This window comes from Pseudomonas sp. fls2-241-TYG-175 (genome assembly GCF_030209155.1).
In the GTDB taxonomy this organism is placed as follows: domain Bacteria; phylum Pseudomonadota; class Gammaproteobacteria; order Pseudomonadales; family Pseudomonadaceae; genus Aquipseudomonas; species Aquipseudomonas viridiflava.
This window is the reverse complement of record NZ_JARVSO010000004.1, coordinates 265,915-279,257: the sequence shown is the minus strand read 5'-3', so window position 1 is coordinate 279,257 and position 13,343 is coordinate 265,915. Positions and strand designations below refer to the sequence as shown.

13 protein-coding genes are annotated in these 13,343 nt (G+C 58.4%); 10 read left to right on the top strand and 3 right to left on the bottom strand.

Annotated elements, in window-relative coordinates; translation table 11 throughout:
- Nucleotides 1-30: 30 nt before the first annotated feature.
- The 3 genes from QRN20_RS04955 to QRN20_RS04945 all read right to left on the bottom strand — a co-directional run bounded on the left by QRN20_RS04955 (nucleotide 31) and on the right by QRN20_RS04945 (nucleotide 3,716).
- On the bottom strand, nucleotides 31-1,350 hold the full coding sequence (locus QRN20_RS04955; RefSeq protein WP_122710605.1) for an MFS transporter: 1,320 nt from the start codon (nucleotides 1,348-1,350) through the stop codon (nucleotides 31-33).
- A 296-nt stretch (nucleotides 1,351-1,646) separates the two neighbouring features.
- Complete coding sequence (locus QRN20_RS04950) at nucleotides 1,647-2,891, bottom strand: transporter associated domain-containing protein (RefSeq protein ID WP_043303220.1); 1,245 nt, start codon at nucleotides 2,889-2,891, stop codon at nucleotides 1,647-1,649.
- Between the two features lie 12 nt (nucleotides 2,892-2,903).
- A complete protein-coding gene (locus QRN20_RS04945) occupies nucleotides 2,904-3,716 on the bottom strand; it encodes a cytochrome C assembly family protein (RefSeq protein WP_025995099.1) in 813 nt (270 codons plus the stop codon).
- 213 nt (nucleotides 3,717-3,929) lie between these two features.
- On the opposite strand from QRN20_RS04945, the gene ffh reads away from it, so the two are divergent.
- The 10 genes from ffh (at nucleotide 3,930) to thrC (ending at nucleotide 13,242) form a co-directional block, all read left to right on the top strand.
- Entirely contained in the window at nucleotides 3,930-5,306 is a 1,377-nt protein-coding gene (gene ffh / locus QRN20_RS04940) for a signal recognition particle protein (protein WP_004878868.1), read from the top strand.
- A 247-nt stretch (nucleotides 5,307-5,553) separates the two neighbouring features.
- Entirely contained in the window at nucleotides 5,554-5,811 is a 258-nt protein-coding gene (gene rpsP / locus QRN20_RS04935) for a 30S ribosomal protein S16 (RefSeq protein WP_024685933.1), read from the top strand.
- 5 nt (nucleotides 5,812-5,816) lie between these two features.
- On the top strand, nucleotides 5,817-6,356 hold the full coding sequence (gene rimM / locus QRN20_RS04930; RefSeq protein WP_004878870.1) for a ribosome maturation factor RimM: 540 nt from the start codon (nucleotides 5,817-5,819) through the stop codon (nucleotides 6,354-6,356).
- 5 nt (nucleotides 6,357-6,361) lie between these two features.
- Nucleotides 6,362-7,114, top strand: coding sequence for a tRNA (guanosine(37)-N1)-methyltransferase TrmD (gene trmD, locus QRN20_RS04925; RefSeq protein ID WP_096766629.1), 753 nt, complete (start codon nucleotides 6,362-6,364; stop codon nucleotides 7,112-7,114).
- 44 nt (nucleotides 7,115-7,158) lie between these two features.
- On the top strand, nucleotides 7,159-7,509 hold the full coding sequence (gene rplS, locus QRN20_RS04920; protein WP_004878874.1) for a 50S ribosomal protein L19: 351 nt from the start codon (nucleotides 7,159-7,161) through the stop codon (nucleotides 7,507-7,509).
- A gap of 101 nt (nucleotides 7,510-7,610) precedes the next feature.
- Nucleotides 7,611-8,507 (top strand): site-specific tyrosine recombinase XerD, encoded by an 897-nt coding sequence (gene xerD / locus QRN20_RS04915; RefSeq protein WP_029241785.1) that lies wholly within the window; start codon nucleotides 7,611-7,613, stop codon nucleotides 8,505-8,507.
- 149 nt (nucleotides 8,508-8,656) lie between these two features.
- Nucleotides 8,657-9,391, top strand: coding sequence for a hypothetical protein (locus tag QRN20_RS04910; RefSeq protein WP_063625691.1), 735 nt, complete (start codon nucleotides 8,657-8,659; stop codon nucleotides 9,389-9,391).
- 211 nt (nucleotides 9,392-9,602) lie between these two features.
- On the top strand, nucleotides 9,603-10,343 hold the full coding sequence (gene dsbC, locus QRN20_RS04905; RefSeq protein ID WP_004878878.1) for a bifunctional protein-disulfide isomerase/oxidoreductase DsbC: 741 nt from the start codon (nucleotides 9,603-9,605) through the stop codon (nucleotides 10,341-10,343).
- A 134-nt stretch (nucleotides 10,344-10,477) separates the two neighbouring features.
- Nucleotides 10,478-11,782: a homoserine dehydrogenase gene (locus QRN20_RS04900; protein WP_004878879.1), complete on the top strand. Its 1,305-nt coding sequence runs from the start codon at nucleotides 10,478-10,480 to the stop codon at nucleotides 11,780-11,782.
- A gap of 50 nt (nucleotides 11,783-11,832) precedes the next feature.
- Entirely contained in the window at nucleotides 11,833-13,242 is a 1,410-nt protein-coding gene (thrC, locus tag QRN20_RS04895) for a threonine synthase (RefSeq protein WP_025995102.1), read from the top strand.
- Nucleotides 13,243-13,343: the final 101 nt, after the last annotated feature.

The window sequence follows — 13,343 nt, the reverse complement described above, 5'->3', positions numbered from 1 at the left end:
TCGTGCCCGCGGGCACGATCAGGGATGTGTTCAACCCACCTGATTCAAGTCCTGATTGCGTGTCTCTTTCAGGCACAGCACTGCGAGCACGCTGATCAGCGCCGCCGCCGACACATACCCGCCGACCCAGCTCAAACCACCCATTGCCACCAGTTTCTGGGCGAAGAAGGGTGCGACCGAAGCCCCGACGATTCCCCCCAGGTTGTAGGCAGCCGATGCCCCGGTGTAACGCACTTGCGTCGGAAACAGCTCCGGTAGCAATGCGCCCATCGGTGCGAAGGTGACGCCCATCAGGAACAGTTCGATGCACAGGAACAGCGCCACGCCCCATGTGGTGCCGTGGGTCAGGAGCGGTTCCATGGCAAAGCCCGACAGAATCGCCAGCACGCCACCGACCAGCAGGACCGGCTTGCGTCCGAAACGGTCGCTCGCCAGCGCGGCCAGCGGCGTGGCAGCTGCCATGAACAGAACGGCGAAGCACAGCAGCCCCAGGAAGGTTTCCCGCGTATAGCCCAGTGTCGAGACGCCGTAGCTCAGGGAAAACACCGTCGAGATATAGAACAGCGCATAGCACACCACCATCGAAGCGGCGCCCAGCAGCATCGGCTTCCAGTGATCGCGGAAGGTTTCCACGATGGGCATTCTGACCCGCTCATGACGAGCCATGGCCTTGGCGAAAACCGGGGTCTCTTCCAGTTTCAGGCGTACATACAGCCCGACCATGACCAGCAAGGCGCTGAGCAGGAACGGAATTCGCCAGCCCCAGGCACGGAACTGCTCGTCGCTCAGGGTCATCGCCAGAGTCAGGAACAGACCATTGGCGGCAAGAAAGCCTATTGAAGGACCTAGCTGCGGAAACATGCCGAACCAGGCGCGCTTGCCCTTGGGCGCGTTTTCCGTCGCCAGAAGCGCAGCGCCGCCCCATTCGCCACCCAGTCCAAGCCCCTGGCCGAAACGCAGCACGCATAGCAGGATCGGCGCCCAGGCCCCGATGGTTGCGTAGCCCGGCAATACGCCAATGAGTGTGGTGCAGATGCCCATCAGCAGTAGCGAAGCTACCAGCGTTGACTTGCGGCCGATGCGATCACCAAAGTGGCCGAACAGTGCTGAGCCCAGCGGGCGCGCGAGGAAGGCGATACCGAAGGTCAGAAACGACGACAGCATCTGTGCGGTGCCGGACGTCTGAGGGAAGAACACTGGGCCGATCACCAGCGCGGCGGCAGTGGCGTAAACGTAGAAATCATAGAACTCGATGGCAGTGCCGATGAAGCTGGCCGTGGCGACGCGGGTCGCAGAGTTGGCGGGCGGCGCAGCTGCGGTGTCTTCGTGAGCGGTTGAGGTGCTGGTCATGCGTTTATCCCTGACGGTGATCTTGCCGGTCGGCAGGGCGTGCGCGACGACAAGTCTTCGTTATTGTGGTTGTTACGTCATTATGGCGCAGCGCTGAGCAGCGTAGCCCGGTTGGGCGAGAGGGCAATGGCCGCGCTCATGGGTAAGTGCGCGAGCCAGAGAAATTGAAGCGTTCAGGCTACAGGCCTATCGTCTGGCGTGCGGGTAGCACAACGACGGCCGGGCTGGATAAGCGTCTCGATTATAGGAAGCGGACTGAATCTGAAACAAGTGCTTACACAGCGCTGAATCGTTCCTTACTTGAACACCAGGCTCGGCGCGTTCTGCCACATGGCGACGCGCGTGACGCGGTTGTCTTCGGTTTCCAGAATTTCCAGTCGGTATGGACCAATCTTCAGGCAGACCGGCGCTTCGGGAATGGTCTCCAGTGCCTCGGTGACCAGTCCGTTCAGGGTTTTCGGGCCGTCAGACGGCAAGTGCCAGCCCAGACTCTTGTTCAAATCACGGATGGAGGCGGCGCCTTCCACTTCCAGGCGGCCGTCTTCTTGGCGTTTGATGTGCGGATTGTCGAGCGTCTGCTCGCTTTCGAATTCGCCGACGATTTCCTCGAGAATGTCCTCGAGCGTGACGATGCCCAGCACTTCGCCATACTCATCGACCACTACACCAAGGCGGCGCTGCTGCTTGTGGAAGTTGAGCAGTTGCAGTTGCAGCGGCGTGCTTTCCGGAACGAAGTACGGTTCATAGCAGACCGACAGCAGCTGTTCCTTGGTCAGCGTTCCCTTGGGCAGCAAGTGGCTGATGTCGCGGGTGTTGATGATGCCTTGCACCTGATTGATGTCGTTGTGAAACACCGGCAGGCGCGTGTGACGGGAAATGATCAGGCGCTCGATGATCAGCTCGATGGAGTCGTCAAGGTTGACGCCGTCCACTTCGCTGCGCGGAATCAGAATGTCATTCACGGTGATGCTGTTCAGCGCATGAATGCCGGACAGCACGTTGGCGCGTGGGTAATGTTCCTGAACGCCGTCGTGATGAGGGGTTTGCTGTGCTTCTTCGTCGAACTCCCGGCCAGGGTCCTGCACGTTGCCCTTGAGAACCGGACGCAGCAGGGTTTTCGCAAGGGTATTGAACACCCAGGTCACCGGTCGGACGATCATCATCGGCAGGCGCAGCAGGCCGTTGCCCAGGTGCAGTGTCGAGACGGGATAGCGACTGGCCAGACGACGCGGCATGTACTCGCCAAACACCAGCAGCACGCCAGCGGTTCCCAGCCAGGCGACGGTCGGACCGTTGTAGAACCAGTAATCGGCTGCAATCAAGGTCGCAATCACGGTGATCAGCACTCTGATCAGCGTGTTGCAGAGAATCAGGCTGTTGAGGTTGAAGGCCAGTTCGGGCAGCGTCGAGTCACCGGGACGGCTGCCTGCGCGCATGATCTTGAGTTGCTGGTGGGCGTTCTCCACCGCCGTGAACAGGCCGGACCAGAGTATCAATAGCGCCAGAACGCCAAGTAGCGGGGCGATGGGCAGGTTATCCATGATCGTCGCCCGTCAGATATGCAGAATGAATTCGCGTACCAGCTTGCTGCCGAAATAGGCCAGCATCAGCAGGCAGAAGCCACCCAGCGTCCAGCGGATGGCCTTGTGTCCACGCCAGCCGAGGCGGTTACGGCCCCACAGCAGCACGCTGAACACGATCCAGGCCAGACAGGCCAGCAGCGTCTTGTGCGCCAGATGCTGAGCGAACAGGTTTTCGACGAACACCCAGCCGGAAATCAGCGACAGCGACAACAGTATCCAGCCTGCCCACAGGAACCCGAACAACAGGCTTTCCATCGTCTGCAAGGGCGGGAAATTCTTGATCAGGCCCAGCGGATGCTTGTGCTTGAGCTGGTAATCCTGCACCAGCAACAGCAGGGACTGGAATGCCGCGATGGTAAACATGCCATAGGCCAGCAGCGACAGCAGAATATGGCTGAGAATGCCGGGCTCTTCGTCGATCGGCTGCACCGTGCCACTCGGCGCAAACTGCGCGAGCAGGGCGGTGATCATGCCGAGAGGGAACAGCAGGACAAGCAGGTTTTCCACCGGGATGCGGGTGGTGGCGATCAGGGTCACGACAATCACCGACGCAGCAATCAGGCTGGCCGAGTTGAAGAAGTCCAGACCAAGGCCGACCGGGCGTGCCAGTTGCGAGAACAGGCCGATGGCATGGGCGATCACGGCAAGCGTGCCGAGCAGGTACAGCAGCCGCTTGTCAGGCCTGATGCTCTGGCTCAGACGAAGACCCTGATAGACGGTCGCAGCGGCGTAAAGACTGGCGGCGGCGAGGCTGGGGAGCAGGCTGGGTGGCAAAGGGGACATAGATCCTGATGGACGGGCCTGAAAAGACGCTGAGTTTGGCATAGAACCGGCAAATCACGAAAGACCACAGAAGCAGTCTGCGTGGTGTCCGTGCAGCGGAGTCTTCGCTATAATCCGCCACCTGCTCAAGCCGCAGGCTCGCCGAGCGCCATTTCTGCATCACGGGCCGGGCCGCATCAACCGGGGTTCGACGAGAGCCTGAAAGGATCGCCCATGTTTGAAAATCTGACAGACCGCCTCTCGCAGACGCTTCGCCACGTAACTGGCAAGGCCAAGCTGAACGAGGACAATATCAAGGACACGCTGCGCGAAGTGCGCATGGCCTTGCTCGAAGCCGACGTCGCGCTGCCGGTGGTGAAGGACTTCGTCAACAACGTCAAGGAACGTGCGGTCGGCACCGAAGTGTCGCGCAGCCTGACGCCGGGCCAGGCGTTCGTGAAGATCGTCCAGGCCGAACTTGAAAGCCTGATGGGCGCCGCCAACGAAGACCTGGTGCTCAACGTCACGCCGCCAGCCGTCGTGCTGATGGCCGGTCTGCAGGGTGCGGGTAAAACCACGACTGCCGGCAAGCTGGCGCGCTTCCTTAAAGAGCGCAAGAAGAAAACCGTGATGGTGGTTTCGGTCGACGTTTACCGTCCCGCCGCCATCAAGCAGCTTGAAACCCTGGCCAACGATATCGGCGTGACGTTCTTTGCGTCCGACATCAGCCAGAAGCCGGTGGACATCGCCCAGGCTGCTATTAAGGAAGCCAAGCTCAAATTCATTGATGTGGTGATCGTCGACACCGCCGGCCGTCTGCACATCGACGCCGAGATGATGGGCGAGATCCAGTCGCTGCACGCGGCGGTCAAGCCGGCCGAGACGCTGTTCGTCGTTGACGCCATGACCGGCCAGGATGCTGCCAACACCGCCAAGGCATTCGGCGATGCGCTGCCGCTGACCGGCGTGATCCTGACCAAGGTCGACGGTGATGCTCGTGGCGGTGCCGCGTTGTCGGTACGGGCCATCACCGGCAAGCCGATCAAGTTCATCGGTATGGGCGAGAAGAGCGACGCGCTCGAGCCGTTCCACCCGGACCGTATCGCTTCGCGAATCCTCGGCATGGGCGACGTGCTCAGCCTGATCGAGCAGGCCGAACAGACCCTCGACAAGGACAAGGCCGACAAACTGGCCAAGAAGCTGAAGAAGGGCAAGGGTTTCGACCTCGAAGACTTCCGCGATCAACTGCAACAGATGAAGAACATGGGCGGCCTTGGCGGCCTGATGGACAAACTGCCGAGCATCGGCGGCGTCAACCTGTCACAGATGGGCAACGCGCAGGGTGCAGCCGAGAAGCAGTTCAAGCAGATGGAAGCCATCATCAACTCGATGACGCCGGCCGAGCGCCGTGATCCCGATCTGATCAGCGGTTCGCGCAAGCGCCGCATTTCGATGGGTTCGGGTACCCAGGTTCAGGACATCGGGCGTCTGATCAAGCAGCATAAGCAGATGCAGAAGATGATGAAGAAGTTCTCCGCCAAGGGCGGAATGGCGAAAATGATGCGCGGCATGGGTGGAATGTTCCCCGGCGGCGGCATGCCAAAGATGTGATTGTGGCGCGCGCGTAGTGTCTTGCGCGCGTCCCGCATGGGGGGCGACCCCCGCTCAGCCCGCGTTGTGCGGGCTTCTACGTGCTGTCATACCGACAGCGCTCCAGCAAATCTGGACGGCACGCCAATAGGCGCCGGAAAAAGACATTTGCAAAAGTCGGGATATTCCTTAGAATATGCGGCCTTTCGGGCACCTATGCCCGCTGTGCATCTTAGATTTGCAGCACCGACTACAGGAACGATGTTCAATGCTAACCATCCGTCTTGCCCTTGGCGGCTCCAAAAAGCGCCCGTTTTACCACTTGACCGTAACCGACAGCCGCAACGCTCGTGACGGTTCCCACAAGGAACAGGTTGGTTTCTTCAACCCGGTTGCCCGTGGTCAGGAAATCCGTTTGTCCGTTAACGAAGAACGCGTCAACTACTGGTTGAGCGTGGGTGCACAAACTTCCGAGCGCGTTGCACAGCTGCTCAAAGAGCACAACAAGGCAAAGGCCGCGGCCTGAGTCTTATGAACGCGACGCCTGCACCTGCCGACGATCTGATCGTCATTGGCAAGATTTACTCAGTTCATGGCGTTCGCGGCGAAGTGAAGGTTTTTTCCTTTACTGATCCGATTGGAAACCTGTTGGACTACAAAACCTGGACGCTTCGGCGCGAAGGCAGCGTTGAGAAGCAGGTTGAGCTGGTCAGCGGACGCTTGCAGAGCAAGTTTCTGGTCGCAAAGCTCAAAGGTCTCGATGATCGTGAAGAAGCCCGTCTTCTCTCCGGTTACGAAATCTGCGTGCCGCGTAACCTGTTCCCTGATCTGGACGATGGCGAGTACTACTGGTACCAGCTTGAAGGCCTCAAGGTCATTGACCAACTCGGGCAACTGCTCGGGAAAATCGATCACCTGCTCGAAACCGGTTCGAACGATGTAATGGTTGTAAAGCCCTGCGCGGGCAGCCTGGATGATCGTGAACGCCTGTTGCCCTATACGGAGCAATGCGTGTTGGCAGTCGACCTGGGTGCTGGCGAGATGAAGGTGGATTGGGATGCGGACTTCTGAGTGCCATGGCTAGCCTACGCATAGAAGTCATCAGTCTGTTTCCCGAGATGTTTTCCGCCATCAGCGAATACGGCATTACCGGCCGTGCGGTGAAACAGGGGCTGTTGCAGCTTACCTGTTGGAATCCGCGGGATTACACCACTGATCGCCATCACACTGTGGATGATCGCCCATTTGGCGGTGGTCCGGGCATGGTGATGAAGATCAAGCCCCTTGAAGATGCTCTGGTTCAGGCCAGGCAAGCGGCGGGGGATGCGGCGAAGGTGATCTACCTGTCGCCACAAGGCCGCAAGCTGGATCAGTCTGCGGTACGCGAACTGGCGCAGGAGGACGCGATTATCCTCATCGCCGGTCGTTATGAAGGCATTGACGAGCGCTTTATTGAGGCTCATGTCGATGAAGAGTGGTCGATCGGTGACTATGTTCTTTCCGGTGGCGAGCTGCCGGCGATGGTCCTGATTGACGCGGTTACGCGGCTGCTGCCTGGAGCTTTAGGGCATGTGGACTCCGCGGAGGAAGATTCCTTCACGGACGGTCTGCTGGATTGCCCGCATTACACCCGACCTGAGGTGTATGCGGATCAGCGTGTTCCCGACGTGTTGCTAAGTGGCAATCACGCGCACATCCGGCGTTGGCGTTTACAGCAGTCCCTTGGGCGGACCTATGAACGACGCGCTGATCTTCTGGAAAGCCGCTCGCTTTCTGGAGAAGAGAAGAAGCTGCTGGCGGAATACATCCGCGAGCGGGACGATAGTTAACGTATCGATGGTCGATCCAGACGGATTACCTTAGGAGCACCAGCATGACTAACAAAATCATTCTTGCCCTCGAAGCAGAGCAGATGACCAAAGAGATCCCTACCTTTGCCCCGGGCGACACCGTTGTCGTTCAGGTGAAAGTGAAGGAAGGCGACCGCGCTCGTCTGCAGGCCTTTGAAGGCGTTGTAATTGCCAAGCGTAACCGTGGCGTGAACAGTGCTTTCACTGTTCGTAAAATCTCCAACGGTGTTGGCGTTGAGCGTACTTTCCAGACCTACAGCCCGCAAATCGACAGCATGGCTGTGAAACGTCGCGGTGACGTTCGCAAGGCCAAACTGTACTACCTGCGTGACCTGTCCGGTAAAGCAGCTCGCATCAAGGAAAAACTGTCCTGATACAGTTTTTCGATGCATGAAAAAAGCAGCCTTCGGGCTGCTTTTTTATTGTCTGGTGTTTAATGATGCATCTTCGTCCTGCTGCATAAGCCCGAGTACCCATGCCTGCCATCGACCACCCGCTGATTGACCAGTTTCTCGACGCCCTCTGGCTGGAGAAAGGCCTGTCCGACAACACCCGAGACGCCTATCGCAGCGATCTGGCCCTGTTTCACGGCTGGCTGCAGGAACGCAACGTGGATCTGGCCACTGCCGGGCGCGAGGCCATTCTCGATCATCTGGCCTGGCGGGTGGATCAAGCCTACAAGCCGCGCTCGACCGCGCGGTTTCTGTCTGGCGCCCGGGGTTTCTATCGTTACCTGCTGCGCGAAAAGCTGATCGCTGTCGATCCCACCCTGCAGGTCGACATGCCGCAACTGGGCAAGCCGCTGCCCAAGTCGCTGTCCGAAGCTGACGTCGAAGCGCTTCTGGCGGCGCCCGACCTGAGTGAGCCCATTGGCGAGCGGGACCGGGCAATGCTGGAGGTGCTTTATGCCTGTGGTCTGCGGGTGACCGAGCTGATCAGTCTGACGCTGGAGCAGGTCAATCTGCGTCAGGGCGTGCTGCGGGTGATGGGCAAGGGCAGCAAGGAGCGTCTGGTTCCGATGGGTGAGGAAGCCATCGTCTGGGTCGAACGGTACATGCGCGGTGCCCGCGACGAACTGTTGAACGGTCGTCCCAGTGATGTGCTGTTCCCCAGCCAGCGTGGCGAACAGATGACCCGCCAGACTTTCTGGCATCGGATCAAGCATCAGGCCATGGTCGCGGGCATCGATAAATCCCTGTCGCCGCATACGCTGCGCCATGCGTTTGCCACGCACCTGCTCAACCACGGTGCCGATCTTCGCGTTGTGCAAATGTTGTTAGGTCACAGCGACCTGTCCACGACGCAAATCTATACGCATGTGGCACGTGCCAGGCTTCAGGATTTGCATGCAAGGCATCATCCGCGAGGGTAGTCGGCGTGCAACCAAGTCTGGCCCGCATTTAGTGTGCTGTAGGGCTAGTTCGTTATGTTCAATCGATCTTTGGACATAAGGGGTATCCAACTGTTTGGCAACTATTCTGAAGATCAGGGCGATGATGCCCGCTATCAAGGAAGATTGTCATGTCCAGTCAAAACTATGAAGGCTCGTTTTTAGCTCGTCTTGGGCTTGTCGATGGAACCCAATTAGGATTTTTCAAGATTGTTCAAGAGGGAGAGAATCGCCGCCTTGAATCACACGATTACCTTTGTGCCAATTCGATGCTTGACAATTCACTTGAGGTTCATTTTCAGCCTAATAGTGAGGGCGCCTATATTTTGTCTTGTAGGCTGGCAGTCCCTGAGCATGATGAGTCTGATCGAGACTATTACGAATTTCGTAAAAACGAAGAAAGTTCGGGAAGCTCTGCGAGCGCAGGCGGTGGTGTTCAGGTACCAACTGTGAGTGAAGAGAGTGCTTATGAGAAAGCACTTTGGGAGGATCGGGATCCCGAGTTGCTTAACTATAACGAAACGGATGCTTCACCTTTGGCTGATTTGAAAGCCGGACCCGTTTACCTGGCGGTGAATGAGGGTGGTTGGGTTCATAGAACAAGGAATGGAGGGCTGGCTTATTTAGCCACGATAGTCATGGCAGACAAGAGCGATTTTTCGATTGAACGCAAAGAGATTCAGCGTGTTTATTTAAAGTCGTGGAGAAGCAATAAAAATATGCAAACCTACAAGCGGGAAGAGTTTCCGTCCAAAGGTTCTTTGCCTGATGAGCGGTTTGCCTGGATGACGGATTGTGATGGTAAGGACGCGGTACTGAAGTTGAAAATACTTGAACGTTACAAAGCGGATGGCTCTGTCTACTGAGTAAACATAACCACGATAGGTGTTCTTCGAGGGTAAGCTCTCCAATCCTTTGACCGGAAAAATCGGTAGGTCGCCATGGAAACTGTCTGCTTTGATGACAGCCAGTCGGCCTCGCGGGCCTTATGTGATAGGCTTTGCCGGTTTCGCAGAACCAGGCCGACCTGCTACGTTTGCGCAGTGGTCGTCCTGTCCGCCGTCGATAGGAGTTTTCATGCGCTTGCCCCAGATTTTTGCTGCTGCCGTTGTTGCACTGGCTGGTACGTTCAGCACGTTTGTCCTGGCCGATGCTGCTCCTGAGCAGGCCATTCGCAAGACCCTCGATACGCTCAAACTGGAACTTCCGGTGGAAAGCATCGCACCGAGTCCGCTCAATGGTCTTTACGAGGTCAAGCTCAAGGGTGGCCGCGTGCTGTATGCCAGCGCCGACGGGCAATTCGTGGTTCAGGGTTACCTGTTTCAGGTCCAGAACGGCAAGCCGGTCAACCTGACCGAGAAGACCGAGCGTCTGGCCATTTCCAAGACCATCAATGCCATTCCGGCGGCCGAGATGGTGGTTTACCCGGCCGTGGGTGAAACCAAATCGCACATCACCGTGTTCACCGACACCACGTGCCCTTATTGCCACAAGCTTCATGAAGAAGTCGGCGAGCTGAACAAGATGGGCGTCGAAGTGCGCTACCTCGCATTCCCGCGTCAGGGGCTGGGTTCTCCGGGTGACGAGCAGTTGCAGGCCGTCTGGTGCTCCAAGGACCGCAAGGGCGCCATGGACCGTATGGTCGACGGCAAGGACATCAAGGCTGCCAAGTGCGACAACCCGGTCACCAAACAGTACGAACTGGGCCAGTCCATTGGTGTGAATGGCACGCCGGCGATCGTTCTGGCCGATGGTCAGGTCATCCCTGGCTATCAGCCTGCAGCCCAGGTCGCCAAGCTGGCGCTGGGTGCCAAGTAATACCTGTCGCAGTTCTGGCGCTGCGTCGTGACACAACGGCCTTGCCGCCGTCTCGCTAAATTGTAGTCGCGTGGCGATACGCGACTGTTTTTCACAGCCGATTCAGGATCGGCTGTTTTTCGGGGAGTTCATCAGTGAAACCGGTCAAAGTAGGCATATGTGGGCTGGGTACTGTCGGTGGCGGTACTTTCAACGTACTCAAACGTAACGCCGAGGAGATTGCCCGCCGCGCCGGGCGTGGAATCGAAGTTGCGCAAATTGCGGTTCGTACGCCAAACCCCAACTGCCAGATTACCGGTACGCCTACCACCAGCGATGTGTTCGCAGTGGCCAGCAACCCTGAAATCGACATCATCATCGAGCTGATCGGTGGCTACACGGTCGCCCGCGAGCTGGTGCTCAAGGCCATCGAAAACGGCAAGCACGTGGTCACCGCCAACAAGGCGCTGATTGCCGTTCATGGCAACGAAATCTTCGCCAAGGCTCGCGAGAAGGGCGTCATCGTTGCGTTCGAAGCGGCGGTCGCTGGTGGCATCCCGGTCATCAAGGCAATTCGTGAAGGCCTCTCGGCAAACCGTATCAACTGGGTGGCCGGCATCATTAACGGTACCGGCAACTTCATCCTGACCGAAATGCGCGAGAAGGGCCGCACCTTCCCGGACGTGCTGGCTGAAGCGCAGGCGCTGGGCTATGCCGAAGCGGACCCTACGTTCGACGTCGAGGGCATCGACGCCGCTCACAAGCTGACCATCCTGGCATCCATTGCATTCGGTATTCCGTTGCAGTTCGACAAGGCTTACACCGAAGGCATCACCAAGCTGACCACTGCTGACGTGAATTACGCCGAAGCGCTGGGCTATCGCATCAAGCATCTGGGGGTGGCGCGCAGCACTGCGCAAGGCATCGAGTTGCGCGTGCATCCGACCCTGATCCCCGCCGACCGTCTGATCGCCAACGTCAACGGTGTGATGAATGCTGTAATGGTCAACGGTGACGCATCCGGTTCGACGCTGTTCTACGGTGCCGGTGCAGGCATGGAGCCGACCGCTTCCTCGGTCATCGCCGACCTGGTGGATGTCGTGCGCGCCATGACCTCCGATCCAGAGAACCGCGTACCGCATCTGGCCTTCCAGCCCGATTCGCTGTCGGCTCATCCGATCCTGCCGATCGAAGCCTGTGAAAGCGCCTATTACCTGCGTATCCAGGCCAAGGATCATCCGGGCGTCTTGGCTCAGGTGGCGAGCATCCTGTCCGAGCGCGGCATCAATATAGAGTCGATCATGCAGAAGGAAGTCGAAGAGCATGACGGTCTGGTACCGATGATTTTGCTGACGCATCGAGTGATCGAGCAGCGTATCAACGACGCCATTGAAGCGCTGGAAGCCCTTCAGGACGTAGTCGGCCCGGTGGTTCGCATCCGTGTTGAACATCTGAATTAATCAAGGCGGCGAGCCTGCGGGCTCGACGCTCAGACCAAAGGTTTGATCCCATGCGCTATATCAGTACTCGCGGCCAAGCGCCTGCGCTGAATTTCGAAGATGTGCTGCTGGCCGGACTGGCCACCGATGGCGGCCTGTATGTGCCGGAAAACCTGCCGCGCTTCACCCAGGAAGAGATCGCTTCCTGGGCAGGTCTGCCTTACCACGAACTGGCTTTCCGGGTGATGCGTCCGTTCGTGACCGGCAGCATTCCGGACGCGGACTTCAAGCAGATTCTCGAAGAAACCTACGGCGTGTTCTCCCACAGCGCCATTGCACCGTTGCGTCAGTTGAACGGTAACGAATGGGTTCTGGAGCTGTTCCACGGCCCGACGCTGGCGTTCAAGGATTTCGCCCTGCAACTGCTCGGTCGTCTGCTGGATTACGTGCTGGCCAAGCGTGGCGAGCGCGTCGTCATCATGGGGGCCACGTCCGGTGATACCGGCTCGGCTGCCATTGAAGGCTGCCGTCGCTGTGACAACGTCGATATCTTCATCCTGCACCCGAACAATCGCGTGTCGGATGTTCAGCGTCGCCAGATGACCACCATCTTCGGTGACAACATCCACAACATCGCCGTGGAAGGCAACTTTGACGACTGCCAGGAGATGGTCAAGGCCAGCTTCGCCGATCAGAGCTTCCTGAAAGGTACTCGTCTGGTCGCGGTCAACTCGATCAACTGGGCGCGGATCATGGCCCAGATCGTCTACTACTTCCACGCCTCGCTGCAATTGGGCGGCCCTGCGCGCTCGGTGTCGTTCTCGGTACCGACCGGCAACTTCGGCGACATCTTCGCCGGTTACCTGGCCCGCAACATGGGCCTGCCGATCAATCAACTGATCGTGGCCACCAACCGCAACGACATCCTGCACCGCTTCATGAGCGGCAACCAGTACGTCAAGGAAACCCTGCACGCCACGCTGTCGCCGTCGATGGACATCATGGTGTCGTCCAACTTCGAACGCCTGCTCTTCGACATGCACGGTCGCAACGGCCTGGCCATTGCCGAGCTGATGAGCAACTTCAGGCAGGGTGGCGGTTTCAGCGTCGAAGAAGAGCGCTGGACCGAGACCCGCAAGCTGTTCGATTCTCTGGCGGTCAGTGACGAAGAGACCTGCGAAACCATCGCCGATGTGTTTGCAAAGACCGGTGAACTGCTGGACCCGCATACTGCAATCGGTGTCAGGGCGGCACGCGAATGCCGCCGCAGCCTGGACACGCCGATGGTGATCCTGGGCACGGCGCATCCGGTCAAGTTCCCCGAGGCAGTCGAGAAGGCGGGCGTAGGAAAAGCACTTGAGCTACCTGCACATATGTCTGATCTTTTCGAGCGTGACGAACGCTGCACGGTTCTGCCCAATGACCTGAAAGCCATACAGGCTTTCGTCAGCCAGCATGGCAACCGCGGAAAACCGCTCTGACGGAATCGTTGTGTAACAACTTTAGGCCCGCCCACCAGCGGGCCTTCTCGTTTCTACGTGCCAAACTTCCGGGGGTTTTCAGTTCATACAGATGAGTCGGT